Below are 25,020 nucleotides of genomic sequence, written 5' to 3'. Positions count from 1 at the left end.
ATACTAGCGCGCGGTCCGTGCATCCCACCATCCCGGTATGCGGGTTCCTCCCAGGCCGACGCCGTATTCATCCGCATAGGCTGGACGAATCGGCCTGAGCCGACGTGTCCCGCCCCGAAGAGAGACGAACACCGCACATGACGCCTCCCCCTGAAAAACGCAGCAGCGGAAACCCGGCGAAGCAGTCCCAGATCGACCTCACGGTCAAGCAGCAGCGCGAGCAGAAGCGGCAGGCGAAGCTCGCCGAGTACCAGAAAGAGCTCGCGCGTCGTAAGCGCGGCAAGCTCGTCTGGTGGGTCGTCGGATCGACGGCCGGCCTCGCCGTCGTGGGCGTCGTCGTGGCCTCGTTCGTCTTCGCCCCCGCGCCCCCGACGAGCTACCAGGCGGGCAACAGCACGGGCCGTGTGATCGAGGGCGTGCAGACCTTCGAGAACCGTTCCGACCACGTGCAGGGTGCCGTCACCTACGAGCAGAACCCTCCCGCGGGCGGCCCGCACAACCCGTACTGGCTGAACTGCGCGGTGTACACCGAGCCGGTGCCCAATGAGAACGCGGTCCACTCGATGGAACACGGGGCGATCTGGATCACGTACAACCCCGATCAGGTCGACGCGGCGGGCATCGATGCGCTCAAGGCCGTCATGCCGTCGAGCTACGCGATCCTCTCGCCGTACCCCGGCCTCGACACCCCCGTCGCGGTGAGCGGCTGGAACCACCAGCTCAAGGTCGACTCCCCCACCGACCCGCGCATCGGCGAGTTCTTCACCGAGTACTGGCGGAGCCAGAACGTGCCCGAGCCCAATGCCGCGTGCTCGGGTGCGATCGACGGGCCGGGCAAGGCCTGACATGACCGACGACGCCCCGGGCGCACGCCCCGCGGTCCGGTGGATCGTGGTCGCGGTCGTGACCGTCGCCATCGTGGCCGTGGCCTTCGCGATCGGACGCTTCACGGCGTTCGGCGCGACGGCCGCGCCCACGTATCCCTCCACGACGTCCGCCGACGCCGGCTTCGCGCGCGACATGCAGGTGCACCACACCCAAGCGGTGCTGATGGCCATGGAGATCTACCGCAAGACCGACGACGACGAACTGCGCACGCTCTCGTACGACATCGCGACGGCGCAGTCGGGCCAGCGCGGTGAGATGTACGGCTGGTTGGTGCAGTGGGGGCTGCCGCAGTCGTCCCCGCAGCCGCTGATGACGTGGATGCAGTCCTCCGGCGCGCACAGCCACGGAGACACCTCCGCGTACACGCAGGACGAGCTCCTCGCGCAGATGGGGATGGCGACGGATGCCGAGCTCGACCAGCTCCAGACCCTCGAGGGCCAGCCCGCCGACTGCCTGTTCCTCTCCCTGATGATCCGCCATCACCAGGGCGCGATCCCCATGGCCGAGGCCGTCATCGAGCTGGGCGACCAGCCGCGCGTGGCCGAGGTCGCGCAAGCGATCATCACCGGCCAGTCTGCCGAGATCGACGCGATGCGCGACATCCAGTCCCGCCTCGCCTGCACCGCCTGACCCGCGCCGCGCGCCGCGCCCGCGGGCGGGCCGCACTGGGTCGGGTCGGGCTGGGCCGGGTCGGGCCGGGCCGGGTCACGCTGGGCCGGGTCGCGCTGGGCCGGGTCGCGCTGGGCCGGGTCGCGCGGGCACTGGGCCGGGCCGGGCGGGGGCCGGGCCGGGCGAGACGGCACCGCTCCAAGCCGCTCCGCGCCGGGCGGGGTGGGCGCCGGGCCGGGCTGGCATCGATAAACGCGATCCACTCACAGAAACGCGAGCACATCGTGTTTATGCGCGCGAATCGCGTTTATGCGGGGGGGGTCGCACCCGCGCCGCCCCTTCGACGCCCCACTCACGGCATCCGGCATCCGGCATCCGGCATCCGGCATCCGGCATCCGGCATCCGGCATCCGGCATCCGGCATCCGAGGTGAGCGGGCTCCCCGACGGCCACACATGAACGCCATCCACTCACAGAAACGCGAGCACACCGCGTTTCCGCGCGCGAATCGCGTTTATGCGCGAGCGCAACCCCGCCCCACCACCCGACGCACCGCATCCGCGAGGCAGCCCGAAGCTCGCGAGGCACCCAACGGCCACACATAAACGCCATCCACTCACAGAAACGCGAGCACACCGCGTTTCCGCGCGCGAATCCCGTTTATGCGCCAGCGGAACCCCCGCCCCACCACCCGACGCACCGCAACCGCGAAGCAGCCCAAAGCTCGTGAGGCACCCAACGGCCACGCATAAACGCCATCCACTCACAGAAACGCGAGCACACCGCGTTTCCGCGCGCGAATCGCGTTTATGCGCGAGCGCAACCCCCGCCCCGCCACCGCGCGCCCGCACGCGTACCGCGCACCCGCCACCGCGCGCCCGACAAACCCCCGTGTGCGCGCCCGACACAGGAAGGGGCGTGGCATCCCCCAAAACGGATGCCACGCCCCTCCGGTCGTGCCTGACCTCAGCCCTTCGTGGCGCCGGCGAGGAGGCCGCGGACGAAGAACCGCTGCAGGAGGAAGAACACGATGATCGGCACGAGGATCGAGATGAACGTACCGGCCGACTGCAGGAACCACTGGTCTCCCCAGGTGCCCGACAGCGAGTTCAGCGACTGCGTCAGCGGCAGCGATGACGATGGCGCGAAGATCGTCGCCACCAGCAGGTCGTTCCACACCCAGATGAACTCGAGCACCGCGAACGACGCGAGCGCCGGGGCGGCGAGCGGGAGGATGATGCGGAAGAACACCTGGCCGTGTCCGGCACCGTCCACACGCGCCGCCTCGATCACCTCGTGCGGGATCTCGGCGATGAAGTTGTGCAGCAGGAAGATGGCCAGCGGCATCGCGAAGATCACGTGCGCGATCCACACGGTCGCGAAGCTGTGCTCCACGCCGCGCAGGTCGAAGCCCGGGAAAATCGTGACCTCGTTGATCGTCAGCCCGCGCGAGAACAGGCTCAGCAGCGGCACCAGGGCCATCTGCAGCGGCACGATCTGCAACGCGAAGATGAAGATGAAGAAGAAGTTCCGCCCCTTGAAGTCGATCCACGCGAACGCGTACGCGATGAGCGACGCGATCGCGAGAGCGAACAGCACGACCGGGATCGTGATCGCCAGGGAGTTGAGGAACGACTGCGCGAGGGTCAGCGCCGTGCCACCCGAGGTGAAGGCCAGCCGGTAGTTCTCCAGCGTGAAGCTGGGATCGGTGAACACCGTCCACCATCCGGTCGACTGGGTGTCGGATCCGGGCCGGAACGACGTCACGAACAGGCCGAACGTCGGGATGGTCCAGAAGAAGGCGATCACGACGGCCGCGATCGTCGCGCCCTTCGACGTGAGGCGCTTGCGCGCCATGGCCTCGTGCTTGCGCGTGTCGCGGGCGACCTGACGAGCGCTCCGCCCGTCGGACGTCGGCTCGAGAACGACGGTCGAGGTGGTCATCGCAGTTCCCTCTGCTTCCGGATCTGGCGCACGTTGAAGATGATCAGCGGCAGCACGAAGACGAACAGCACGACCGCCAGTGCCGCGGAGTGGCCGTAACTCTGGAACCGCTGCTGCTGGTTCACCATCTCGAACGCGAGCACGGTCGAGTCGTTGCGACCACCCGTCATGACGGCGACGATGTCGTAGATCTTCAGCGCGCCGATGGCGATCGTGGTCAGGACCACGATGAGCGAGGAGCGGATGCCGGGAACGGTGACGTTGATGAACCGCTCCCACGCGCTCGCACCGTCGAGTTCGGCGGCCTCCATCTGCTCCGGCGGCACGGCCTTGATGGCGGCCGAGAGGATGACCATCGCGAGACCGGTCTGGCTCCAGATGAACACCACGACGAGGAGAAGGGTGTTGACCAGGGGCGTCGCGGCGAGCCACGAGACGGGTTGCCCACCGAAGGCGGTGACGATGGCGTTCAGGATGCCGATCTGGTCGCCCTGACGGAAGTCGTAGACGAACTTCCAGATGATGCCGGCGCCGACGAACGAGATCGCGAACGGCATGAAGATGAGCACCTTCAGGTACTTCTCGCCCGCCGCCCGGTCGATGAAGACCGCGTAGGCCAGGCCGATCGCGGTGGCGATGGTCGGGGCGAGCAGCACCCAGATGAGGGTGTTGATGACCGACCAGAAGCCCTCGGGGTTCGTGAAGGTCCAGACGTAGTTGTCCAGTCCGACGAAGTTGTCACCGGTCTTGTCGAAGAACGACTGGAAGAAGGTGGTGATGGCGGGGTACACCAGGCCCAGGAGCAGCAGGATGGCGGCGGGGGCGGCGAACAGGATGAGCTGGAACAGGTAGCCGGCACCTTGACGCGAGCGGTAGTCGGCGTAGAAGAGGATCGCGCCGAGGAGTACCGCGATGCCGAGCACGTAGATGACGGCGTTCTGGTACGGACGCAGGAGCATGAACGCGAGCACGGGGATCGCGAAGCACGCGACGAGCCGCAGCCAGAAGTAGCCCTTTCCGGAGCGCGGCGCGTACTCGATGAGCAGCAGGAGGAGCCCCACGACGGCACCGAAGACCAGGAGCACGAGGGGGATCTGCACGAGCGGGTTCAGTCCGCCGAGCCAGTTGAAGAAGCTGTTGAGCGAGAAGCCCAGAGTCGTGGGCTTCGTTTCGGCCGGGGCCCTCGTGACCATGAAGAGGAAGAGCGCCACCACGAGGATGAGCCCGACCATGACCACGAGGATCGTGGTCCGGCGCTGTGGCGCGGAGTCTCGCGGCTTCGCCGCCGCTCGCCCCCGCGGCGGAGGAGACGCCGACGGCGTCTTCTCCACGTGTGTGATCTCGGTCATGACGTCCCTCCCGAACACGCCTTCGTGCTCACCGATGAGTGCCCGGGCCATGCCGGGCAGATGAGAAGTATGGCCCCGATGGGCCGCCCGCAGCACGGACGACCCATCGGGTGGACCTCAAGAGGTCAGTTGTTGTAGCCGGCCTGGATGTCGCTCAGGACCTGGTCGGTCGGCGTACCGTCGATCCAGCTGACCATGCCCTTCCAGAACGATCCCGAACCGACGGTCGCGGGCATCAGGTCGGATGCGTCGAAACGCAGCGTGGTGTTCGGGTCCTGCAGCGTCTTCATCGCCTCGGTGAGGAATTCGCTGGACGCCAGCGAGGGGTCAGCGCCCTTGTTCGCCGAGATCACGCCGCCGAGCTTCACACGGGCATCCGCGAACTCGGGCGTCGACATGAACTCCACGACCTTCTGCACGTTCGCGTCGTCTGAGAACGCGGTGACGAACTCGCCGCCACCCTCGACCGCGAGCTTGCCCTCGGTCACGCCGGGGAGCAGGAAGGCGTAGACGTCACCGTCGGGAGCGACCTTCACCTCGCCGCCCGAGGCGGTCTTGACCGTCTGGAAGTTCGACGACAGGAACGACGCCTGGTGGGTCATCGGGCAGCTGCCGTCGGCGACCTTGGCGGCCACGTCGGCGAAGGCCACCGAGTTGATGCTCTTGACGTCACCGAAACCGGCGTTGACGTACTGCGGGTTCAGCAGGATCTTGCCGGTGGCGTCGAACGCTTCCTTGATCGGCGCGTCGGTGAACTTGACCTCGTTGGCGACCCACTGGTCGTACACCTCGGGTCCGGACTGGCGCAGGACCATGTCCTCGATCCAGTCGGTGCCCGGCCAGCCCGAGGCGTCGCCGGACGCGAAGCCCGCGCACCAGGGGGCGGCGCCGGTCTTCTGCTGGATCGTGGCCGTGAGGGTCATGAGCTCGTCGAGCGTCTTCGGGACCTCGACGCCCCACTCCTTGAACTTCGCCGGCGAGTACCAGACGTAGCCCTTGAGGTTGGCGAGCATGGGAGCCGCGTAGAACGTGCCGTCTTCGCTGCCGTAGGACTTCCAGTCCTCGCCCCAGTACTTGTCGACGTTCGACGAGACGGTGTCGGACGCCTTCTGCACGTCGCCGGTGCCGATGAGGGTCTTGAGCAGACCCGGCTGCGGGACGATCGCGATGTCGGGGGCGTCTCCACCCGTCACCTTCGTGACGATGTTGCCCTCGAAGCTCTTGTCGCCGGTGTAGACGACCTTGATGCCGGTGTCGGCGGTGAACTTCTCGAACGACTGGTTCAGCAGGTCGGCTTCGCTGCCGGTGATACCGCCGGAGATGCGGACGGTGGTCTCGCCCCCCGAGCTCGTGCCGCCCCCGCTGTCACCCTCGGCGCAGCCTGCGAGTGCGATCGCGCCGACCGCCAGCAGCCCGACGGGGGCCAGCAGGCGATACCGCTGTGACATACCCATGTGGTCTCTCCTCTTCGAGTTCAATGGTGCATCGGATTCTGTCAGGAACCGATTCCAGATCACCGTAGGCGAGAACCAGAAGTTGCGCAACATCGAAATATCACGAACGCGTAACTGGCGAAATCACGCGGATCTCGGGCGACGATTCGCGGGGGAACCGGTTCCATAAAGGGTGAATCTCAGGTAATCTGCTTCGACGTCGACACGGAGGTCGACCGGACACCGAGGAACACACCGATGAGCGGAATCGCCGATGTGGCTCGCCTGGCAGGCGTGTCGAAATCGACGGCGAGTCGTGCGCTGACCGGCGGCGGCTACGTCTCCGACGACACCCGTCGTCGCGTCTCGGACGCGGCGTCGACCCTCGGATACGTGCCGTCCACCAGCGCCGTGAGCCTGGCGACCGGCCGCACGCGTACGATCGCGCTCATCGTCCCCAAGGTGAACCGGTGGTACTTCGGCGCCATCGTCGAGGGCGTCGAGCGGACACTCATTCCCCGGGGATACGACGTCACGCTCTACGTCGCCGAGCCCGGCTCGAACGACCGCGAAAGCCTCTACTCGACGTACCTCGCCCGGAAGCGATTCGACGGGATCATCGCCGTCGCGCTCGAGCCCGACGACGCCGACCTGGAGCGCCTGGCGAACATCGGCAAGCCCGTCGTCAGTATCGGCAACCCGCTCTCCGGAGTCCCGACCCTCGGCCTCGACAACGTCGCGATCACTCGGATCATCACGCAGCACCTGATCGCACTGGGGCACACCGACATCGCCTTCGTCGGCAGCACTCCCCCGACCGACGCCCCGGCGAAGGACGTCGACGAACGCTCGATCGGCTACCGCAACGCGATGAACGATCACGGGCTCGCCGTCCGTATCCGCAGCGTGCCCTCGACGCTGACGATCACCGACGCCTATGCGGCCGCTGCGTCGTTCCTCGCCGACGCGGGGTCGCGTCCGACCGGTGTCGTGGCCGCGTGCGACGAGGTCGCGATCGGGGTCATCATCGCCGCTCGCCGCATGGGCATCTCGGTTCCGACCGAGCTCAGCGTGGTCGGCATCGACGGCCACGACTACGCCGAGATGTTCTCGCTCACCACGGTCGAGCAGTATCCCCTCGACCAGGGGGTCGAAGCGACGCGGCTGCTGCTGTCCATGATCGAGGGCACCGACGAACCCGCCCGACGCACCGAGGCGGTCACACGCCTGGTCGTGCGCGCCTCCACCGCTCCCCCGCGGAGCGCGTGACAGAACGGGGCCCCGGATGCCGTGGCATCCGGGGCCCCTTCTCTCTCAGGGTTCAGTCGGCCTGACGCATCCCGCGCCGCCGCACGGCCACGCCGAGCGCGAGCAGGGCGAGGGCCGCGAGGACTCCGCCGCCCATCCACGCCGTATCCGCACCGGTGCGCGGAAGTCCGTCGGGGCCGCGCGGGGGCGCCGCCTCGCCGCCGTCGCCGCCGCCGGGAGCGGCCGGCACCTCGGCGCCCCCGACCACGCGCAGGGGAACCGTGGCGGTGGAGCCGGAGGCGGTCGAGACGGTGATGTCGAGCGCGTCGGGCGCATCCGCCGGAACGGCAACCGTCACCTCGGCGACGCCGTCGCTCACGGGGACCGTCTGCGACTCACCCGAGCCGACGGTGACGCTGGCTTCGGTGGCCGCGGGGCTGCCGAGCGAGGTGAGGTCGAGGCCCGACACGGTGAACGAGGCCTCGGTCCCGCGGGCCGCCTCTGCCGGCGCACCCGTCACCTGAACGCCCCGCGCGGTGAAGTCGGGAGCGAGGTCGGGGTGGGACCCGAGGTACGCGATCCAGCCGTCCCGGTCGATCAGACCGGAATCGCGCGAATCCGTCCCCTCGTCGAACACCGTGAAGGCGTCGCCTCCCGAGAGCAGGAAGCTGAAGGAGCCCACCCGGTACGACGCGGCCGGGTCGACCGGCATCCCGTCGATCCAGATGCCGGTGATGCGCTCGCCGGGCGCGCGCGTGGCGTCGTAGGTGTAACGCACGTTCTCGGACACGCTCAGCGAGAGTGTCGCGGCACGGCCGGCCGCGTCGCCCCACTGCTGCTCCAACAGACGACGCAGCTGGTCGCCGGTGAGGCTCGTGGTTCCGAGGTTGTTCACGAACGGCAGCACGGCATTGGCCTCGGCGAAGGTGATCACGCCGTCGTCGCCGCGCAGCAGCTCCGCGCGCAGACCGCCCGGGTTCACCACCGCGAGGTCGGCGTCACCGCGCACGGGGTCGGCGAGCGTGTCGTGCAGGGCGTCGGCCACGAGGTTGCCGAGCGCCGACTGCTTCGAGCGATCGTCGCGCTCACCGCCCTGGTAGACACCGTCGACGTACGAGCCGCCGAGGAACGCCGTCGTGATGTCCGCCGACACCGACCCGACCGGCTGCGAACCGACCCGCTCGGCCTCGGCGAGGGCGCGGTCGACGATGTCGGCCACCTCGGCGACACGGGGGTAGGTCGCGATGAGCTCGGCATCCAGAGCCTTGCTGTTCTCGGCGGTCTGCTCGTCGTCGCCCTCGACCTCCTCGGCCGCAAGCCGCGGGACGTTTCGGGCTTCGTGGCCGACGACATCCCGGCTCTCGCGGTCGATCGTCAGGACGACCTGGCCGATGTTCTCGCCGTAGTTGCCGGTCTGCAGGATGGGACGCGTCCCGTCGGACCCCGGAATCGGCGCGTCCCACGCGTACTCCTCGTGCGTGTGACCGGTGAAGATCGCGTCGACATCGGCATCCGTCTCCGTGACGATGCGCGCGAACGCTCCCCCACGCGCGAGGGCGTCGTCGAGGGTGCCTCCCGACGTCTCTCCCTGCAAGGCGCCCTCGTGGTACTCCGCGACGAGCACGTCGACCTGGTCGCGGATCTCGGCCACCACGCGGTTCACCTCGGCGACCGGCTCGCGGAACTCGATGCCCTCGATTCCCTCGGGGCTGACGAGCGAGGCGGTCTCCTCGGTGACGGCACCGACGACGCCGACCCGGAGGCCGTTCACCTCGACGATCTCGTACCCGGGGAGCACCGGCTGACCGTCGCGGTAGACGTTCGCCCCGAGGTAGGGGAATGCCGCGCGCTCGGTGACGCGACCGGTGAGGTCGTCGATGCCCTTGTCGAACTCGTGGTTTCCGACTCCGGATGCCGCGACCTCGAGCGCGTTGAGCACGTCGATCGTGGGGGCGTCTTGGGCGTTCGCCGAGGCGAACAGCGAGGCGCCGATGTTGTCGCCGTTGGAGAGGAAGAGCGAGCGGTCATCGCCCTTCTCGGCGCGCAGCTGCTCGATCGTGCCGGCGAAGGTGACCGTGTTGGCGTCGATGCGCCCGTGGAAGTCGTTGATGTTCAGCAGGTTGAGCTCGGTCGTCCCCGACAGGTCGATGCCCACGACCACGGGGTCGTGGTCGCTCGAGCGGTAGGGAGAGGCGTCGTAGAGGGTGCGCACGTTGGCGTTGTAGCGGCTGTACTCGAGCGCGAGCGCCTCACCGGCGTTGATGTTCCAGACGTCCGTGCCGGTGACGAGCTCCCGCGCCGCCGGCGATGCCAGCACGTGATCGAGCGAGCCCGACTGACCGTCGTACGAGTACGTGTACTTCCCGGTGTCGCCGGCCAGGTCGACGTACCCCGCGTCGCGGAGCACCTGAATCGGGTCTTCTTGCGTGTAGGCATTGAAGTCACCGAGCAGGAACACCGCGCCGGAGGCGAGGGCCTCCGCCTGCTCGTCGGCGAAGCCGACGAGAGCCTCCGCCTGGCGCACGCGGTCGCCGTTGAAGGCGCCCTGGTCACCGGCTGCGTTGTCGCCTCCGGCAGCCGGGTCGCTGTCGCTCTTGGACTTGAAGTGGTTCACGATGGCCACGAAGGCGGCGTCGTCGCCACCGGCGGGCGCGAACGCCTGGGCGAGCGGCTGGCGCGCGTTGGAGAAGGCCGGGTCGTCGAGGATGACGCTGTCGCCGACCGGGCTGACCGCCGCCTTCTTGTAGATGAAGGCCGTGCGGATGACGTCCTCCGATGCCGGAAGGGCGTTCGGCGACGGCACGAAGGCCCACGCGTCCTCGCCGAGATCGGCGTTCAGCGCGGCGACGAGGGTGGACAGGGCCTCGTCACGGGGCTTACCGAGGGCAGCGGAGTTCTCGATCTCCTCGAGCGAGACGACCTCGGCATCCATCGCGTTCAACGCGGCGACGATCTTCGCCTGCTGGCGCTGCAGGTTTTCGTCGTTCGCCGCTCCGCGCGGACCGGGCTCAGGGCAGCGGTTCGCCGTGATCGGGTTGCCCTCGCGGTCGGTGTAGACCGAGTCGCAACCGACGTCCTCCGCGGTGGTCGTGAAGTAATTGAGCACGTTGAAGCTCGCGAGCTGGACCGTCCCTCCGACGTCGGCCGGACGCTCCGTGCGCGTGTTGGCGAACGTCGCGGGCTGCACGTCGGCGGCGTTCTCGACGGTCAGCTGCTGAGTCGGCTGGAGCTTCCACGCGTCGAAGCGGTAGTCGAGCACGACCGGACGCGTGAACGTCACCGGGGCGCCGACGCGCACGGGGTCGGTGAGCGACAGGTACGGGAGGGGCACGTCCGTCGCGGAGCGCTGGAAGTTCAGCGACGCGCCGTCGTCGAGCACCACACCCCGCGCGGCGTTGTCGGCGACGACCTCATCGAGCTCCGGGGTGCCGGGTCGAGCGACCTCGGTGGGGGTGAGCAGCGGCGTCGTGCCCGCCGCGAGCCCGATCTCCGCGTACTGGCCGGTGATGTAGGTGTTGGTGACGGTGAAGTCGCCCTGCGGGGCCAGCAGCATTCCTTCGAAGCGCTCGCGCTCCTCGTCGGTTCGCGGCCACGCGACCTCGGCCGGGGTGACCGGCTCCGCGTCCTCGGTGAGAACGGTGACGAGGTCGGCGTCCGAGACGATCTGGGTGAGCCCGTTGTACTCCCCCGCCGTGCCGCTGACCTCGACGTAGTCGCCGATCGCGACCTGGGCGACCGCGCGCGAGCCGTAGACGAAGACGGCGTCGGATGCCGTGTGCTCGGCACTCAGCTCACCACCGGTCCCGGCCGTCTGGAGGAAGAAGCCGTTGTAGCCGCCGGTCGGGTACGCGGCGGTCACGATGCCGCGCGTGGTGACGGTCTGACCGTCGAGCGGAGTGCTGTCGCCCTCGCCCTGGATATCGCGGATGGGCGTGATGTCGGCCGCGGCTTCCGCCTCTTGCGTCGGAACGGCGGTCTCGACGGTCTTCGCCGGGGCATCGACTGCCGGAGTCTCCGTGGGAGCCGGCGCGGTGGGTGCGGGCTCCGCGGGCGCCTCCGCGGGCGGCGTCGAGGTCGGCGCGACGGTGTCCGTGGGAACGGGCGTGGCCGGCGCGAGCGGTGCGGCGGTGGCGGCGGCGGGGGCGACGAGGGCGGAACCGAGAAGGGCGGCGGCGACGGCAGCGCTCAGCGCAGTCGCGGTGCGGCCCGAGGGTCGCCGAGAAGGCACGGGTGACATGGGTCTCCTGCGAATCCGACAGACATCGTCGGGTGGGGGGATCGACGGGGGGTCTCTTCGACCGTAGACGACCTCATCAGGAATTCCCAGGGTTCTTTCGTTGCCATCGTGTGAACACGTGGCGGAACGGAAGAAGGCCCGGATGCCATTGGCATCCTCGGACCCCGCTCTCTTGACAACGAAGAAGGTCCGGATGCCAGTGGCATCCGGACCTTCTGAATCGCGTTGCTGCGACCGTGAAGCGAAATTACTTCAGGGTCACCGAAGCGCCGGCCTCCTCGAGGGCAGCCTTGGCCTTCTCGGCGGTCTCCTTGTTCGCGCCCTCGAGCACGGCCTTGGGAGCGCCATCGACGACGGCCTTGGCCTCGCCGAGGCCGAGCGAGGTGAGCTCGCGGACGACCTTGATGACCTGGATCTTCTTGTCACCGGCGGCCTCGAGGACGACGTCGAACGAGTCCTTCTCCTCGGCCTCTTCGGCGGGGGCAGCGCCACCGGCGGCGGGGCCGGCGACGGCCACGGGGGCGGCAGCGGTGACGTCGAAGGTCTCCTCGAACGCCTTGACGAACTCGGAGAGCTCGATGAGGGTGAGCTCCTTGAACGCGTCGAGCAGCTCTTCGGTGCTGAGCTTAGCCATGTTGTATCTCCTTGATCGGGTTAATCAGCCGGGCCGGGTCAGGCCGCGGTGTCCTGCTTCTCGCGCAGCGCGTCGACCGTGCGAACGGCCTTCGACGGAAGCGCCTGGAAGACGTATGCCGCCTTGGTCATCGTCGCCTTCATCGCACCGGCGAGCTTCGCCAGCAGGACTTCACGGCTCTCGAGATCGGCGAGCTTGTTGACCTCATCCGCGGTCAGAGCGGCGCCATCGAAGTAGCCGCCCTTCACCACGAGCTGAGGGTTAGCCTTGGCAAAGGCACGCAGGCCCTTCGCGACGGCGACAGGGTCACCGTGCACGAACGCGATGGCGGACGGGCCCTTGAGCTCGTCATCCAGTCCCGTGACCCCCGCCTTGGCAGCGGCGATCTTGGTCAGCGTGTTCTTCACCACGGCGTAATCCGCGTCCTGACGGATGTCGTTGCGCAGCTGCTTGAGCTGGGCAACCGTCAGACCGCGGTACTCGGTCAGCAGAACGGCGGTCGAGTTCTCGAAGTTCTTCGTGAGCTCGGCGACCGATGCATCCTTCTGCGCCATGGCCACTCCTTGTGTGTACGAGGCGCTCCGCGGAGGCGGGGCGCCGGCCGAAGACACCGGGGTCCGGACAAAAAAGAAGAGCTCCGGCGCAGGCGCACGGAGCTCGGAAGAGATTCGTTTACCTGCGTAGGTCCTCCGCTTTTCAGCGAACGCTTCGATCGGTGTGCGAGCACTCCGATGACCGACGGTCTTTGGCTTGGGCTCTACTGTACCCGACGCCGCGCTCCCCCGCCAATCCGGTGCCGCCCGCGCTGGCCCGTCCGCCCGCCCCCGTTCCGCGCGCCCAAGTGACCCGCGTTCGCCGAAATGACACGCGCTTCCCACGCAACCCGGGTCATCTCGCGTACCACCGGTCATCTCGGCTTCCCGCCGGGGCGTACGCGGCCGCATTCCGAACGGCCCACACGGGGTCGCGGATCAGCGGGGCGGGCGCACACCGAAGGAGGCAAGGCGAGCGGCGAGTGTCTCGGGCGTGCGAATGTCGCCGAACCCGCCTCGACAGAGGCGCCATTGTGTCGTTCCGCGGATCCAGTCCTCACGACGCTTCTCGTCGAGCAAGACGGTCTCGATGGACCGGCCGCCGCGCATCGTGGCATCCCTGTACTTGACCTCGCCATCGAACTCCCAGAAGGTCCGCACATCGCGAAGCCCGATGTCGACGAAGTACGTCGAACCCTGAGGTCCCGCGACGGCGACCTGCAGGTCGATCTCTCGGAATCCGATGCGGTGCAACTGCAGCCGACTGACGCTTTCGCCGGGAAGCTCTGCGCGACCGTCGGCGAACTCGATGACCTCGCGCGCCCGTCGGATGCCGCGCGACCCGGCTGCGCGATGCGCACGCTCCCGCATGCGCTCGCGCCACGCCTCTTGAGCTCCGGGATCGAACCGGTGCGACGACACCACCTCACGCCTCAGCGCCGCATCAGCGCACGTGAGCGACATCTCGAGCGGGGCCGTGCGCGCGACGTCGAACACCGTACGGTCCAGGCTCGTGCAGGCGATGCCGTCGATCGTTACGACGTCGTCGTCGGGGAGCGCGTCGAGATGTCGACGAAGGCCGGCGCGACTGGACCCTCCGATCGCGCCTGCGAGTGTCACCTCCACGGGACGGTCAGCGAAGCGATACTGCGGCAGGCCGTGGATGACCGCCGCAGACAGGTGAGACACCACTGCGGACCCCCCGCGGGTCGCCGACATGGCAGCAGCGACGGCGACCCGGTGCCGCTCAGCTGGAAGCCGCGCGAGATGTACCTCACGCTCGACGTAGACACCCGGCTGCAGACGAAGCCACGGCCCCGCTTTCGACGCGAGAGACAGAACGCTCGCAGGCACACCACGAGAGAGCAACAGCTCGCGGGAGTACATCCCGGAACCGAGGCCCCACCACAGCTGCTCCGATCGCATTCCCCGATGCTCTGGCATCCTGATGCACGCCCGCTCGCCTGCGGTCGGGATCCGTGGACAGCCGGCTCCCGCCGCCGCCTGTGCAGGAACCCTTTCCGCACCCCCGTCCCTCGCCGAGATGACCGTCGTTCGCCGAGAAGACCCGCCATGACGGCGAAACCCAGGTCATCTCGTGAAACGCCGGTCATCTCGCGACACCGCCGCGACCGGCCACCCACCCGATCAGGAAACGCGCGGGGCCGGGAGCAGCGCCTGGGTCATGCGCACGATGCGCGTGGGCGTCCGGGCGCCGAGCCACACGGTGCAGACCGGAGACTCCCCGCACGCCCACTCGGCGCACCAGGCGTGGATCGCCTGCGCCAAACGCTCGCCACGCGGACGGATCCGGCCGCCGACCGAACGATCGAGCCAGCTCACCCGCGCGTCGCCCGCGTCGAACGGCTCGATCTCCCGCACCCCCGACATCTCGATCGCGATCGTCACGTGCGCCGCGGGCGACAGCGCGGCAGCGATCCGCCGCATCTCGGGCAGATTCCTCGCGTCGCCGCCCAAGAGCACGGCCCCCTCGAGCTCGCACCAGCATCCACCGTCGGGGCGACGGAGGTGCTCGGCATCCGGAGTCATGACCTCAACTTAGGTCACCCTTACTTCGATGACAAGACCCCGGATGCCGACGCGCCGAGCGTCACAGGAGATCCGCCGTCGAGCGGGGTTAGGGTCGAACGCATGTCCCCCGAGCTCGTCGCCTCCCGCAGCGCCGACCTCGACGCCCGGATCGTCGCGGATTCGCGTGATCGCGTCGCCTGGATCCGCGCGCGTTCGCGCGGGATCACCGCGACCGACGTCGCCACCCTGACCAGCCCGAACGCGATCGCGCGCGCAGCGGATGCCAAGCTCATGGGCTCGAACTTCTCGGGCAATGCCTTCACCGCGCACGGCCGTCGGCGCGAGCCCGAGATCGCCGCGTGGGTGGCCGCGACGCACGGCATCCAACCCTCGTCAGCCCTGTACCACGCGGTCGTCGAGAAGCGGCACCTGGCCACTCCCGACGGCGTCGTCGTCGACGGCGAGGGGCGCGTCGTGCTGGCCGAGATCAAGACGACCAACAAGGCCTGGCGCTCGATCCCCCGCACGTACATGCGGCAGATCTGGTGGCAGCAACACGTCCTCGGCGCGGAACGGACCCTCGTGGCGTGGGAGCAGCACGACGGATTCGTGCCCCTGCACGACGAGCCACGCTGCCAGTGGGTCGACCGCGACGAGCGCGAGATCGCCAAACTCGTCGGACTCGCGACCTCGCTCATCGACGAGCTCTACCGCCGCACCATGCAGGCACGCCAGCCCACCCCGGCACGACAGGAACCCACGGAGAGGTACCGCGCCCTCGCGCTCCTCGATTAATAGTTGACGCAAGTCAAGCATCAGGCGTATCGTTGACATCAGTCAACTAATCGCGCCATCGTCGTCGCGGCATCCGTCCCCCTTTTCGTGGAGTTCCGCATGGCAACCATCTCCGTCGACGCGCCCGCGCAGCGGCGCGTCCTCCCCGCCCTCATCGGGCTGCTGCTCGGCACGTTCGTGTCGATGCTCGCCTCGACCGTCGTCTCGACCTCGCTGCCCGTCATCGTGCACGACCTGTCGGGAGACCAGAACGCCTACACCTGGGTCATCACCGCGACCCTGCTCACCACCGCGATCTCGACCCCCATCTGGGGAAAGCTCGCCGACCTGTTCAACCGCAAGGTGCTCATCCAGGTCGCCATCGCGATCTTCGTGCTCGCCACCGCCGCGGCAGGATTCTCGCAGAACACCGACATGCTCATCGCCTTCCGCGCGGTGCAGGGCCTCGGCGCCGGCGGCCTGGCCGCCCTCAGCCAGGTGATCATGGCCGACATCATCAGCCCCCGTGAGCGCGGTCGCTACATGGGCCTGTTCGGTGCGGTCATGGCCGTCGCCACCGTCGGCGGTCCGCTCCTCGGCGGTGTCATCACCGACGCGTTCGGCTGGCGCTGGAACTTCTTCGTCGCGCTCCCCTTCGCCGTCGCCGCCCTCCTGATCCAGCAGCGCACGCTGCACCTGCCTGCACGCGCGAAGCGGAAGGTCAGGATCGACTACCTCGGCATCGTGCTGCTGTCGACCGCGGTCTCGCTCATCCTCATCTGGGTCACCAACGCCGGGAAGTCCTTCGACTGGGCCAGCACCGAGACCCTGCTGATGGTCGGCGGAGCGGTGCTCGCAGCGATCCTGTTCGTGATCGTCGAGCTGCGTTCGTCCGAGCCCCTCGTGCCTCTGACCCTGTTCCGGGATGCCACTTTCACCCTCGCCACGATCGCCTCGATCGCGACGGGTCTGGCGATGTTCGGCACCTCGGTATTCCTGAGCCAGTACATGCAGATGGCGCGCGGCGCCACGCCCACCGAAGCCGGCGTCATGACGATCCCCATGATCGGCGGCCTCCTGGTCTCGTCGATCGTCGTGGGCGCGCTCATCTCCCGCTTCGGCCGCTGGAAGCCGTTCCTCATCGCCGGCGGGGTGCTCCTGATCGCCGGGTCGTACCTGCTGTCGACGATCCACTACGACACGAACTTCGCCCTCGTCTCGATCTACATGTTCCTGCTCGGCGCGGGCGTCGGCATGACGATGCAGAACCTCGTCCTCGTTGTGCAGAACACCGCGAACCCCACCCAGATGGGCGCAGCCAGCTCGGGCGTGACGTTCTTCCGCAGCCTCGGCGGCACAATCGGCGTCTCGGTCATGGGAGCCGCGCTCGCCAGCATGGCCACGAGCCTGTTCACCGACCGGGCCGAAGACCTCAAGGCCGCCATCATGGGCCTCGGCGCGAACGGCGCATCCGTCGCCCAGTCCCTGCAGTCGGGCACCATCCCGCAGGTGTCGACGCTGCCCGACAGCGTGCGCGTCATCGTCGAGGACATCTACGCCCAGTCGATCGCCCACTCGTTCCTGATCGCGGTGCCGGTCGCCGTGGTCAGCCTCATCGCGATCCTCTTCCTGCCGAACCGTCCGCTGACCCGCATGACGACCACCGAGCGCGTGGCGGCGAGCGAGGCGGACTTCGCCACCGTGTCGGTTCCGGCGGGCATGTCGACGCTGGCCGCGACCGGTGCGGTGCCGACTGAGGATGCCACTCCCTCCCGCCGCGCACGCCGCGAGGCTCAGATGGGAGAGGATGTCTGACGTGACGAGCGAACCGAACGACGAGCGCCGTGAGGCTGTGCAGGCCCTGGAGGCGTCGTTTTCGGAGCTCATGACCGTGTTCCGCCGCTTCGTCTCCGAGGCGGCGGAACGCGTGAGTCCCGGGATGCTCCCCGCGACCTTCAAGGCCCTGTCGGTCGTGAGTCGCTTCGGACCGCTCACCCTCTCCGCCCTGGCCGAGCGACTGACCGCGGACAAGGGGTTCCTGAGCCGGGCGATCAGCGAGCTCGAGGACCTGGGTCTGGTGACGCGGGCCCCCGACCCCAACGACGGACGCTCCCGCCTGATCTCGGTCACGGAGTTGGGTCACCAGCGCCTCGCCGACGCCCGCGCTCCGCACGAGAGCAGACTGTTCGAGGCGTTGGCGGACTGGTCGGTCGACGACATCCAACACCTCTCGACGCTGCTGCACGCCCTCGCCGTCGGCGAGGTCCCCGCGAGCGACTGAGCGCCGCACGCCCGTTCGGGCCGACCGCGCGTTCGCTGCGAGCGGCCCGGCTTTCGCTGAGTGTGCGAAACACCCGGATGTCTTTTCGGTGTCTTTTCGGATCGCCCGGGTGTCGTGGACACTCGAGCGGCGCGTTCACGCCCGCCGCGCGCTCTCGGAGGCCCGAGGAGCAGACGCCCGCGGCGTGGGCAGACCGCACAACGCCCCGGCCAGGCGCTGAACGGCCCGTCGCGACACGGTGACCGAGGTGTAACACCGCGGAGACAATCGCGCGATTGACTGGGGGAACCGCGGCGGTGCCGCCGCCCGTACGCGAGAGAGAGCGCCCGATGAGATTCCGATCGACGCGTCCCGAGACGAGCATCGACCCCGCCCCCGCGGTCCCCGACACGATGCGGGCGGTCGTCTTCGATGCTCCCGGCGCCGCCGACGCGCTGCGGGTCGCCGAGATCGCGGTCCCGACACCCGTGCTCAGCGAGGTGCTCATCCGGGTGGTCGCCGCCGGCATCAACCCCATCGACGCCAAGACCCGCGCGGGCCGCGGAATGTCGGGCGCGATCGACGCGTGGCCGTCCGTTCTCGGGCTCGACGTGTCCGGAGTCGTCGTGAAGGCCCCGTTCGACGCGCACCCCTTCCCCGTCGGCACGGAGGTGTACGGCATGGCCGCGGTCCCCCGCACGCCCGGCGGTTACGCCGAGTACGCCGTGGTCCCCACCCTGTCGCTCGCGCGCAAGCCCGCCGCCCTGTCGTACGTCGAGGCCGCGGGCGTCCCGGTCGCCGCGCTCACCGCGTGGGGCCTCGTGGTCGAGACCGCTCTCGCCCACCAGGGTCAGCGCATCCTCGTGCACGCCGGAAGCGGCGGAGTGGGGCACTTCGCGGTCCAGTTCGCCGCGTACTTCGGCGCACACGTCATCGCCACGGGGTCTCCCCACAACCTCGACTGGCTGCGCGACCTCGGCGCCGCCGAGGTCGTGGACTACACGTCGACCCGCTTCGAAGACGTCGTGGCCGACGTCGACGTCGTCATCGACCTCATCGGCAACGTCGCCGACGAGACGGGAACGCGATCGCTCGAGGTGCTGCGTCCCGGCGGTCTGCTGATCGAGGTGCCGACCGGCGCCTGGCCGGGATTCCGCGAAGCGGCCTCGGCGCGTGGCATCCGGTCCACCGATTACAAGACGATCCCCGACGGCGCAGCGCTCGCCACGATCGGTCGCCTGATCGACTCCGGTGCCGTGCGCGTGTTCATCGACCGGGTCTTCGACCTCGATGACGCAGCCGCCGCGCATACCGAGCTCGAGCGCGGACACACCCGCGGCAAGATCGTGCTGCACGTCAGCGACGACTGACTCAGCCGTTCGCGAGCACCCGGCGTCCTTCCTCGACGACCTCCTCCGCGATGTCGTCGAGGAGGGAGGACGTGAGATTCCACTGCTGCCAGAACAGCGGCACGTCGATCGGATCGTCCCCGAGGCGCACCAGCGTGCCCTCGGCCAGGCCGGCGGCCGACTGGAAGCGCGGCAGCAGCCCCCATCCGAGGCCCAACTCGACGGCGGTGGCGAAGTCCTGGGATGCCGGGACCCGATGGCGAGGAGGCGCCCCCGCCGCCACTCCCCGACGCGCCAACCACTGCGTCTGCAGGTCGTCGCGACGGTCGAAGTCGACGACGGGCGCGTCCGCCAGTGCGGCCGTGTCGACGCCGTCGGCGAACCAGCGGGAGGCGAAGGAGACGGTCGCGACCGCTTCGTATCGCAGGACGCCGAGGGGACGCACGCGGCATCCCGCGACGGGGGTCTCGCGCGACGTCACCGCCGCCATCACCGTGCCCGCCTCGAGGAGCCCCGCCGTGAAATCCTGATCGTCGCGGTGCAGGTCGAACACGACCGGTCGACGGGCCGACACCCGCGCCAGCGGCGGCAGGAACCACGTCGCGAGCGAGTCGGCGTTGACGGCGAGCGGGACGGATGCCACGGCCCCGTCGTCTGTGCCGATCGCGGTCAGCGCATCGTGCTCGAGCAGCGCGAGTTGGCGCGCGAGGCGCACCACGGCGTCGCCGGCCTCGGTCGTCCGCACCGGCTTCGACCGGACCAGCACCACGCGACCGAGCTGATCCTCGAGCGCGCGGAGGCGCTGACTCACCGCTGACGGAGTGACGTGCAGGCGACGGGCCGCGGCATCCAGAGTCCCCTCCTCGACGACGACGGCCAGGGTGCGGGCGAGATCGAGCGGAATCGACATGAAGAGATGCTAACGGCACGTCAGAATCCTGAGCTGGGCTTTCGTTTCGCGCGCCCCTATCGTCGGAGCGTGCTCGCTTCCCTGCTCGCCGGCCTTGGTCTCGGCTTCTCTCTCATCGTCGCCATCGGCGCCCAGAACCTGTTCGTCCTGCGCCAGGGCGTGCGTCGTGAGCACCTGTTCGCCGTCGTCGCCGTCTGCGCGGTCTCGGACGCGATCCTCATCCTCCTCGGCGTCTCGGGAATCGGGCTCGTGCTGCAGGCGGCCCCCTGGCTCATCGTCGTCGTGCGCTGGGCCGGTGCCGCATTCCTCGTCGGATACGGCGTCCTCGCCGCTCGGCGGGCCGTGCGTCCGAGCGGCGAGACGCTGCGCATCGACACCGCCGCGTCCCCGTCGATTCCGGATGCCGGAGCCACGATCGTGCAGACCCGCCCGGCCCGCACGACCCTCGTCGCGACCGTGCTGACCTGTCTCGCTCTCACGTGGCTCAATCCGCACGTGTACCTCGACACGGTGTTCCTGCTCGGCTCGGTCGCCTCGACCCACGGCGACGGGCGGTGGGCGTTCGCGATCGGTGCGTGCCTGGCGAGCCTCGCGTGGTTCTCGGGCCTGGGCTTCGGTGCCCGCTTCCTCGGGCGATGGCTCGACACGCCGCGCGCGTGGCGCATCCTCGACGCGATCATCGCCGTGGTCATGCTCGCGCTCGCGCTGTCGCTCGTGCTCCCGCACTGAGCGGCGATCGCGTCCGTTCCACCATCGCCGGGTTCAGGGCGCGGTTCTCCCGCCCCGACGTGGCGTACGCGCCCCGAGCTGCCGGAAGCTCGGCGACGAGAATGGACCCATGCGAACAGTGGCCATCACGGTGCACGGACGGGTGCAGGGTGTCGGGTTCCGGTATGCCCTGCGCGAGGAGGCGCAGCGCGCGGGCCTGCGAGGGTGGGTCCGCAACCGACGCGACGGCACGGTCGAGGCTCTGCTGTCGGGCGATCCGGCGATCGTGGAGGACGTCCTCGCGTGGGCGCATCACGGCCCACCGTCGGCCGCGGTCGATCGGGTCGAGGTCGCGGTCAGCTCCGAGACGGCCCCCGACGCCTTCGAGATCCGCGCGACCGTCTGACCCGCGCGGTCACCTAGCCAGGCAGCCCCGCGCGGAGTTCCGCGAGCACCTGGGACGCGTCGTCGAGACGCGCGAGACCCGCGGACTGCCCCGCCCACAGCGACACCAGGTCGTGCTCGCCCGCCGCAGCCGCCGCGGCGCGGAACACCCCGGTCAGCCAGTTCTGTGCGGGGAACGGCGCAATCATCCCCGTGGCCTCGAGGTCGCGCATCGCGCGGTTTGGGATGCCGCGCGCCAGCCGTCCGCTCATCGCTCGCGTCAGCACGGTGTCGACGTCAGCCGCCGCAGCGATCGCGTCCCGGTGACCCGCGGTCGCGGCCGACTGGCGAGTGCGCAGGAACGCGGTCCCGACCTGCACTCCGGCCGCACCAAGCGCCAGGGCCGCCGCCACCCCGCGTCGGTCGGCGATCCCCCCGGCCGCGATCACGGGAACGTCCACCGCGTCGACGACCTGCGGGATCAGCGCGAACGTGCCGACGAGCGACTGCGCGGGGTCCCGCAGGAACGACACGCGATGCCCGCCCGCTTCCGCTCCGGTCGCGACCACCGCGTCGACCCCCGCCGCATCGAGGGCGACCGCTTCGGCGACCGAGGTGGCCGTACCGAGGACGCGGATGCCGAGGTCCCTCGCGCGAGCCAGGGTGGCGGCATCCGGAACCCCGAACACGACGCTCAACACGTCGGGTCGCGCGGCGAACACGGCGTCGAGCTGCTCGTCGAGGGGCGGAAGGAAGGATGCCGGGGGCACGGGTGGCGCGACACCCGCGGCCGCGTACAGGGGCGCCGCACCGCGGAGGAAGGGGTCGACGTCGACGTCGTCGGGGGTGACCTCGTCGCCGCGCGGGAGCCAGAGGTTCACCGCGATCGGCCGCGATGTCGCCGCCCGCAGAGCAGCGATCGTGTCGTGGATGCGGTCGGACGTGTATCCGTACAAACCGTACGAACCGAGGCCGCCGCTGTCGCTGACCGCCGCGGTCAGAGCGACCGAGGAGAGGCCGCCGAAAGGACCGAGGACGATCGGGACGTCGATGCCGAGCAGGTTCTCGAGGCGCATGCTCCGACGCTACCCGCCCGGGCGTCAGGCGGGATCGGGGCCGTCGAGGGGGCGGAGCAGGCGGTTGAGGAAGCGCTGCGTGCGCTCCTTCTTCGGCTGGCGCAGCAGCTCCGATGGCGCACCGCGCTCCACGATCACGCCCTCGTCGAAGAACAGGACCTCGTCGGCGACCTCGCGCGCGAAACCGAGCTCGTGAGTGACGATGACCATCGTCCAGCCCTCGTTCGCGAGCTCGCGCAGCACGGTCAGCACCTCGCCGACGAGTTCGGGGTCGAGAGCACTGGTGGGCTCGTCGAAGAGCAGCAGCTGCGGCTGAAGCGCCAGGGCGCGCACGATGCCGACGCGCTGCTGCTGTCCGCCGGAGAGTTCCGAGGGGTACGCGTCGCGCTTCTCGGTCAGTCCGACGCGGTCGAGCAGCGTCACGGCGCGCGCGACGGCCTCCGCTCGCGGGACACCGTGCGCCTGCACCGGCCCCTCGATCACGTTCTGCAAGACCGTGAGGTGCGGGAAGAGGTTGTGGTGCTGGAAGACCATCGCCGAACGGTCGCGCAGAGCCATGCGATCGGCTTTGCTCACACGTCCCGCGAAGTCGACGCTCGGTCCTCCGTCGAACGCCACGACACCGGCATCCGGAGTCTCCAAGCCGTTGAGGCAACGCAGAACCGTCGTCTTGCCGGAGCCCGAGGGGCCGATCAGCACGAGCACGTCGCCGCGGCGCACCTCGAGGTCGACGCCGTCGAGCACGCGGTTGGCGCCGAAGCTCTTCTCCAGGCCCGTGACCTGCAGCAGAGGAGTCTCAGTGGGCGACATGGCGGTCCAATCTCTTCTCGAGCGCGTTCTGCCCGAACGACAGCACCAGGCAGAACAGCCAGTAGATCAGAGCCGCCTCGAGGTAGACGGCCATGAACTCGTACGAGAACGCGGCGATGTTCTGCGCCTGACGGAACAGCTCCGAGACGAGGATGAGGGATGCCAGCGAGCTGTCCTTCACGAGCGAGATGAACGTGTTCGACAGCGGGGGCACCGAGACACGGGCCGCCTGCGGAAGGATGATGCGCGTCAGCGTCTTGCGCGGCGAGAGCCCCACGGTGTGAGCGGCCTCCCATTGCCCGCGCGGGACCGACAGGATCGCGGCGCGGATGACCTCGGCGGCGTACCCGCCGACGTTCAGCGAGAACGCGATGACGGCCGCGGGGAACGGGTCGATGGTGACGCCGACCGCGGGCAGGCCGTAGAAGATCACGAACAGCTGCACGAGCAGCGGCGTGCCACGGATGATCGAGATGTAGAACCGGGCGAAGCCGGAGAGCACGACGTTGCGCGAGAGCCGGAGCAACGCCATGAAGAGCGCGATGACGAGGCCGATCGCGAACGAGGCCAGCGACAGGGGGATGGTTCCCCGCAGTCCCGCCAGCACCATCGGCCAGAACGAGTCGAGCATCAACGACCAGACGTCGTTCATGGGCCTCCTTCTTCACACGGGCGGGGCGCCCGCTTCACACGGGCGCGTGCCCGGGATCCATCACGCGGGGGCGGACCGCCCCGTTCCACGCTAGAGGTGAGGAGAGGGCGGTCCGCGGGGCTTTACAGCGCGTGCTTACTGGGTGACGTCCTCACCGAAGTACTTCTGGCTGATCTCCGCGAGCGTGCCGTCGGCGCGCAGCTCCTCGAGAGCACCGTTCACGGCCTCGGCGAGCTTGTCCTGGCCCTTCTTGAACGCGAAGGCGCTCTCGGAGGTGTCGTCGGTCTGGGCCGCGATCTTCAGGCCCGTGGGGCTGTTCGTCTTCTCATAGTCGAGGTAGGTCAGCTGGTCGTTGATCGTGGCATCCACACGACCCTGCTTGAGCAGGGCGACGGCCTGAGCCCAACCCTCGACGGCCTCGACCTGGGCGCCGCTCTGGGTCGCGAGCTCGTACCAGTTGCTCGTGAGCGACTGGGCGGTGGTCTTGCCCGCGAGGTCGGCGAAGCTCGAGATCGAGGTGTCGCTGTCCGTCGTCACGATGACGCCGCGCGACACGGTGTACGGGTCGCTGAAGGTGTACTTCTGCTGACGCTCCGGGTTGATCGACACCTGGTTCGCGATGACGTCGAAGCGGCCGGCATCCAGGCCCGCGAAGATCGCGTCCCACTGCGTCTCCTGGAATTTCACCTCGAGGCCGAGCTTGTCGCCCACGGCCTTCGCGATCTCGACGTCGAAGCCGGTCAGGTCACCCGCGCCCTCGTGGAACGAGAACGGGCGGTAGGTGCCCTCGGTCGCGACCGTCAGGGTGCCGTCCGAGACGAGGCCGTACTCCGATCCCGCACCGGGGGTCGCTCCAGAAGTCGTGCCGCCGCTGCAGGCGGTCAGCGCGAGGGCGCTCAGACCCAGGGTGGCGGCGAGGACGGTCAAACGGCGACGGGGCATAGCTGTTCCTTGGTGGTGGGGTTGGGGGGTGAGGCGCGAAGGCGCCTTCCAGCACAACACGGAGCGCAGTGGGAGTCTTCCCGGATGACGTCGTGTTGCACGTCCGTGCAGCTGCGGAGTGCTGCTGACACGCGGAAGCCCCGCCGGCGCGAGGGGCGGTTTCTAGGGGTCGTCGCAACACCAACTGAACTAAACGAGTTCTAGCAGACGCTGGGCTGGGGTGTCCCAGCCCAGCGTTTTGCGTGGGCG

Annotated in this window: 23 protein-coding genes; 10 read left to right on the top strand and 13 right to left on the bottom strand. The window is 69.1% G+C overall.

Features of this window, described 5'->3' with window-relative positions; all coding sequences use genetic code 11:
• The first annotated feature begins 137 nt into the window (after positions 1–137).
• From AB0O24_RS17010 to AB0O24_RS17000, 3 genes are all read left to right on the top strand, one after another.
• Positions 138–845 (top strand): DUF3105 domain-containing protein, encoded by a 708-nt coding sequence (locus tag AB0O24_RS17010; RefSeq protein ID WP_307385305.1) that lies wholly within the window; start codon positions 138–140, stop codon positions 843–845.
• A gap of 1 nt (position 846) precedes the next feature.
• A complete protein-coding gene (locus AB0O24_RS17005) occupies positions 847–1,518 on the top strand; it encodes a DUF305 domain-containing protein (RefSeq protein WP_363376587.1) in 672 nt (223 codons plus the stop codon).
• Positions 1,519–1,806: 288 nt separating this feature from the next.
• Complete coding sequence (locus AB0O24_RS17000; protein ID WP_363376585.1) at positions 1,807–1,956, top strand: hypothetical protein; 150 nt, start codon at positions 1,807–1,809, stop codon at positions 1,954–1,956.
• 507 nt (positions 1,957–2,463) lie between these two features.
• Here the strand turns inward: AB0O24_RS17000 and AB0O24_RS16995 are convergent.
• From AB0O24_RS16995 to AB0O24_RS16985, 3 genes are all read right to left on the bottom strand, one after another.
• Positions 2,464–3,441: a carbohydrate ABC transporter permease gene (locus AB0O24_RS16995; RefSeq protein ID WP_058595393.1), complete on the bottom strand. Its 978-nt coding sequence runs from the start codon at positions 3,439–3,441 to the stop codon at positions 2,464–2,466.
• Positions 3,438–4,790: a sugar ABC transporter permease gene (locus AB0O24_RS16990; protein WP_275801503.1), complete on the bottom strand. Its 1,353-nt coding sequence runs from the start codon at positions 4,788–4,790 to the stop codon at positions 3,438–3,440. Before AB0O24_RS16990 ends, AB0O24_RS16995 begins: the two co-directional genes overlap by 4 nt.
• A 125-nt stretch (positions 4,791–4,915) precedes the next feature.
• Positions 4,916–6,244 carry an extracellular solute-binding protein gene (locus AB0O24_RS16985; protein WP_275801504.1) on the bottom strand — a complete coding sequence of 443 codons (1,329 nt, stop codon included), beginning with the start codon at positions 6,242–6,244 and terminating at the stop codon, positions 4,916–4,918.
• Between the two features lie 237 nt (positions 6,245–6,481).
• Here AB0O24_RS16985 and AB0O24_RS16980 point away from each other — a divergent pair, with 237 nt between their 5' ends.
• Positions 6,482–7,492 (top strand): LacI family DNA-binding transcriptional regulator, encoded by a 1,011-nt coding sequence (locus AB0O24_RS16980; protein WP_275801505.1) that lies wholly within the window; start codon positions 6,482–6,484, stop codon positions 7,490–7,492.
• 52 nt (positions 7,493–7,544) lie between these two features.
• Here the strand turns inward: AB0O24_RS16980 and AB0O24_RS16975 are convergent, their stop codons facing one another.
• The 5 genes from AB0O24_RS16975 to AB0O24_RS16955 all read right to left on the bottom strand — a co-directional run bounded on the left by AB0O24_RS16975 (position 7,545) and on the right by AB0O24_RS16955 (position 14,924).
• Positions 7,545–11,708, bottom strand: coding sequence for an ExeM/NucH family extracellular endonuclease (locus tag AB0O24_RS16975; protein ID WP_363376582.1), 4,164 nt, complete (start codon positions 11,706–11,708; stop codon positions 7,545–7,547).
• 247 nt (positions 11,709–11,955) lie between these two features.
• Complete coding sequence (rplL, locus tag AB0O24_RS16970; RefSeq protein ID WP_013585572.1) at positions 11,956–12,342, bottom strand: 50S ribosomal protein L7/L12; 387 nt, start codon at positions 12,340–12,342, stop codon at positions 11,956–11,958.
• Between the two features lie 38 nt (positions 12,343–12,380).
• Positions 12,381–12,896, bottom strand: coding sequence for a 50S ribosomal protein L10 (gene rplJ, locus AB0O24_RS16965; RefSeq protein ID WP_058595389.1), 516 nt, complete (start codon positions 12,894–12,896; stop codon positions 12,381–12,383).
• Between the two features lie 417 nt (positions 12,897–13,313).
• Entirely contained in the window at positions 13,314–14,300 is a 987-nt protein-coding gene (locus AB0O24_RS16960; RefSeq protein WP_307385302.1) for a hypothetical protein, read from the bottom strand.
• 222 nt (positions 14,301–14,522) lie between these two features.
• Positions 14,523–14,924: a hypothetical protein gene (locus AB0O24_RS16955; protein WP_275799976.1), complete on the bottom strand. Its 402-nt coding sequence runs from the start codon at positions 14,922–14,924 to the stop codon at positions 14,523–14,525.
• Positions 14,925–15,026: 102 nt separating this feature from the next.
• Between AB0O24_RS16955 and AB0O24_RS16950 the strand changes: the two genes are divergently transcribed.
• The 4 genes from AB0O24_RS16950 to AB0O24_RS16935 all read left to right on the top strand — a co-directional run bounded on the left by AB0O24_RS16950 (position 15,027) and on the right by AB0O24_RS16935 (position 19,310).
• Positions 15,027–15,701 carry a YqaJ viral recombinase family protein gene (locus AB0O24_RS16950; RefSeq protein ID WP_363376579.1) on the top strand — a complete coding sequence of 225 codons (675 nt, stop codon included), beginning with the start codon at positions 15,027–15,029 and terminating at the stop codon, positions 15,699–15,701.
• A 99-nt stretch (positions 15,702–15,800) separates the two neighbouring features.
• Positions 15,801–17,495 carry an MDR family MFS transporter gene (locus tag AB0O24_RS16945; protein ID WP_363376577.1) on the top strand — a complete coding sequence of 565 codons (1,695 nt, stop codon included), beginning with the start codon at positions 15,801–15,803 and terminating at the stop codon, positions 17,493–17,495.
• Positions 17,488–17,961, top strand: a complete 474-nt coding sequence (locus AB0O24_RS16940; RefSeq protein WP_275799981.1) for a MarR family transcriptional regulator — start codon at positions 17,488–17,490, stop codon at positions 17,959–17,961. The genes AB0O24_RS16945 and AB0O24_RS16940 overlap by 8 nt, the downstream gene beginning before the upstream one ends.
• A gap of 329 nt (positions 17,962–18,290) precedes the next feature.
• Positions 18,291–19,310: an NADP-dependent oxidoreductase gene (locus tag AB0O24_RS16935; RefSeq protein WP_275799983.1), complete on the top strand. Its 1,020-nt coding sequence runs from the start codon at positions 18,291–18,293 to the stop codon at positions 19,308–19,310.
• A 1-nt stretch (position 19,311) separates the two neighbouring features.
• Here the strand turns inward: AB0O24_RS16935 and AB0O24_RS16930 are convergent, their stop codons facing one another.
• On the bottom strand, positions 19,312–20,199 hold the full coding sequence (locus AB0O24_RS16930) for a LysR family transcriptional regulator ArgP (protein WP_363376575.1): 888 nt from the start codon (positions 20,197–20,199) through the stop codon (positions 19,312–19,314).
• Between the two features lie 69 nt (positions 20,200–20,268).
• Here AB0O24_RS16930 and AB0O24_RS16925 point away from each other — a divergent pair, with 69 nt between their 5' ends.
• Positions 20,269–20,928 carry a LysE/ArgO family amino acid transporter gene (locus tag AB0O24_RS16925; RefSeq protein WP_363376573.1) on the top strand — a complete coding sequence of 220 codons (660 nt, stop codon included), beginning with the start codon at positions 20,269–20,271 and terminating at the stop codon, positions 20,926–20,928.
• Between the two features lie 109 nt (positions 20,929–21,037).
• Positions 21,038–21,313, top strand: a complete 276-nt coding sequence (locus AB0O24_RS16920) for an acylphosphatase (protein ID WP_307385294.1) — start codon at positions 21,038–21,040, stop codon at positions 21,311–21,313.
• A gap of 13 nt (positions 21,314–21,326) precedes the next feature.
• Here the strand turns inward: AB0O24_RS16920 and AB0O24_RS16915 are convergent, their stop codons facing one another.
• The 4 genes from AB0O24_RS16915 to AB0O24_RS16900 all read right to left on the bottom strand — a co-directional run bounded on the left by AB0O24_RS16915 (position 21,327) and on the right by AB0O24_RS16900 (position 24,771).
• A complete protein-coding gene (locus AB0O24_RS16915) occupies positions 21,327–22,367 on the bottom strand; it encodes a DUF561 domain-containing protein (RefSeq protein WP_363376571.1) in 1,041 nt (346 codons plus the stop codon).
• Positions 22,368–22,391: 24 nt separating this feature from the next.
• Positions 22,392–23,177 carry an amino acid ABC transporter ATP-binding protein gene (locus tag AB0O24_RS16910; RefSeq protein WP_307385291.1) on the bottom strand — a complete coding sequence of 262 codons (786 nt, stop codon included), beginning with the start codon at positions 23,175–23,177 and terminating at the stop codon, positions 22,392–22,394.
• Positions 23,164–23,829, bottom strand: a complete 666-nt coding sequence (locus AB0O24_RS16905) for an amino acid ABC transporter permease (protein WP_363376569.1) — start codon at positions 23,827–23,829, stop codon at positions 23,164–23,166. The genes AB0O24_RS16910 and AB0O24_RS16905 overlap by 14 nt, the downstream gene beginning before the upstream one ends.
• A 135-nt stretch (positions 23,830–23,964) precedes the next feature.
• Complete coding sequence (locus tag AB0O24_RS16900) at positions 23,965–24,771, bottom strand: amino acid ABC transporter substrate-binding protein (RefSeq protein ID WP_058595377.1); 807 nt, start codon at positions 24,769–24,771, stop codon at positions 23,965–23,967.
• Positions 24,772–25,020: the final 249 nt, after the last annotated feature.

The sequence above is a fragment of the Microbacterium sp. NPDC086615 genome (assembly GCF_040686055.1).
Lineage (GTDB): Bacteria > Actinomycetota > Actinomycetes > Actinomycetales > Microbacteriaceae > Microbacterium.
Note: the sequence above shows the minus strand (reverse complement) of the source record. Positions and strands in the feature narration are given on the sequence as shown.

Coding starts and splice junctions, on each gene's coding strand:
- AB0O24_RS16955 (WP_275799976.1), bottom strand. CDS start 14,924: ATGACTCCGGATGCCGAGCACCTCCGTCGCCCCGACGGTGGATGCTGG.
- AB0O24_RS16920 (WP_307385294.1), top strand. CDS start 21,038: ATGCGAACAGTGGCCATCACGGTGCACGGACGGGTGCAGGGTGTCGGG.
- AB0O24_RS16945 (WP_363376577.1), top strand. CDS start 15,801: ATGGCAACCATCTCCGTCGACGCGCCCGCGCAGCGGCGCGTCCTCCCC.
- AB0O24_RS16975 (WP_363376582.1), bottom strand. CDS start 11,708: ATGTCACCCGTGCCTTCTCGGCGACCCTCGGGCCGCACCGCGACTGCG.
- AB0O24_RS16935 (WP_275799983.1), top strand. CDS start 18,291: ATGAGATTCCGATCGACGCGTCCCGAGACGAGCATCGACCCCGCCCCC.
- AB0O24_RS17010 (WP_307385305.1), top strand. CDS start 138: ATGACGCCTCCCCCTGAAAAACGCAGCAGCGGAAACCCGGCGAAGCAG.
- AB0O24_RS17000 (WP_363376585.1), top strand. CDS start 1,807: ATGCGGGGGGGGTCGCACCCGCGCCGCCCCTTCGACGCCCCACTCACG.
- AB0O24_RS16930 (WP_363376575.1), bottom strand. CDS start 20,199: ATGTCGATTCCGCTCGATCTCGCCCGCACCCTGGCCGTCGTCGTCGAG.
- AB0O24_RS16990 (WP_275801503.1), bottom strand. CDS start 4,790: ATGACCGAGATCACACACGTGGAGAAGACGCCGTCGGCGTCTCCTCCG.
- AB0O24_RS17005 (WP_363376587.1), top strand. CDS start 847: ATGACCGACGACGCCCCGGGCGCACGCCCCGCGGTCCGGTGGATCGTG.
- AB0O24_RS16960 (WP_307385302.1), bottom strand. CDS start 14,300: ATGCGATCGGAGCAGCTGTGGTGGGGCCTCGGTTCCGGGATGTACTCC.
- AB0O24_RS16905 (WP_363376569.1), bottom strand. CDS start 23,829: ATGAACGACGTCTGGTCGTTGATGCTCGACTCGTTCTGGCCGATGGTG.
- rplL (WP_013585572.1), bottom strand. CDS start 12,342: ATGGCTAAGCTCAGCACCGAAGAGCTGCTCGACGCGTTCAAGGAGCTC.
- AB0O24_RS16910 (WP_307385291.1), bottom strand. CDS start 23,177: ATGTCGCCCACTGAGACTCCTCTGCTGCAGGTCACGGGCCTGGAGAAG.
- AB0O24_RS16915 (WP_363376571.1), bottom strand. CDS start 22,367: ATGCGCCTCGAGAACCTGCTCGGCATCGACGTCCCGATCGTCCTCGGT.
- AB0O24_RS16995 (WP_058595393.1), bottom strand. CDS start 3,441: ATGACCACCTCGACCGTCGTTCTCGAGCCGACGTCCGACGGGCGGAGC.
- AB0O24_RS16985 (WP_275801504.1), bottom strand. CDS start 6,244: ATGGGTATGTCACAGCGGTATCGCCTGCTGGCCCCCGTCGGGCTGCTG.
- AB0O24_RS16900 (WP_058595377.1), bottom strand. CDS start 24,771: ATGCCCCGTCGCCGTTTGACCGTCCTCGCCGCCACCCTGGGTCTGAGC.
- AB0O24_RS16940 (WP_275799981.1), top strand. CDS start 17,488: ATGTCTGACGTGACGAGCGAACCGAACGACGAGCGCCGTGAGGCTGTG.
- rplJ (WP_058595389.1), bottom strand. CDS start 12,896: ATGGCGCAGAAGGATGCATCGGTCGCCGAGCTCACGAAGAACTTCGAG.
- AB0O24_RS16980 (WP_275801505.1), top strand. CDS start 6,482: ATGAGCGGAATCGCCGATGTGGCTCGCCTGGCAGGCGTGTCGAAATCG.
- AB0O24_RS16950 (WP_363376579.1), top strand. CDS start 15,027: ATGTCCCCCGAGCTCGTCGCCTCCCGCAGCGCCGACCTCGACGCCCGG.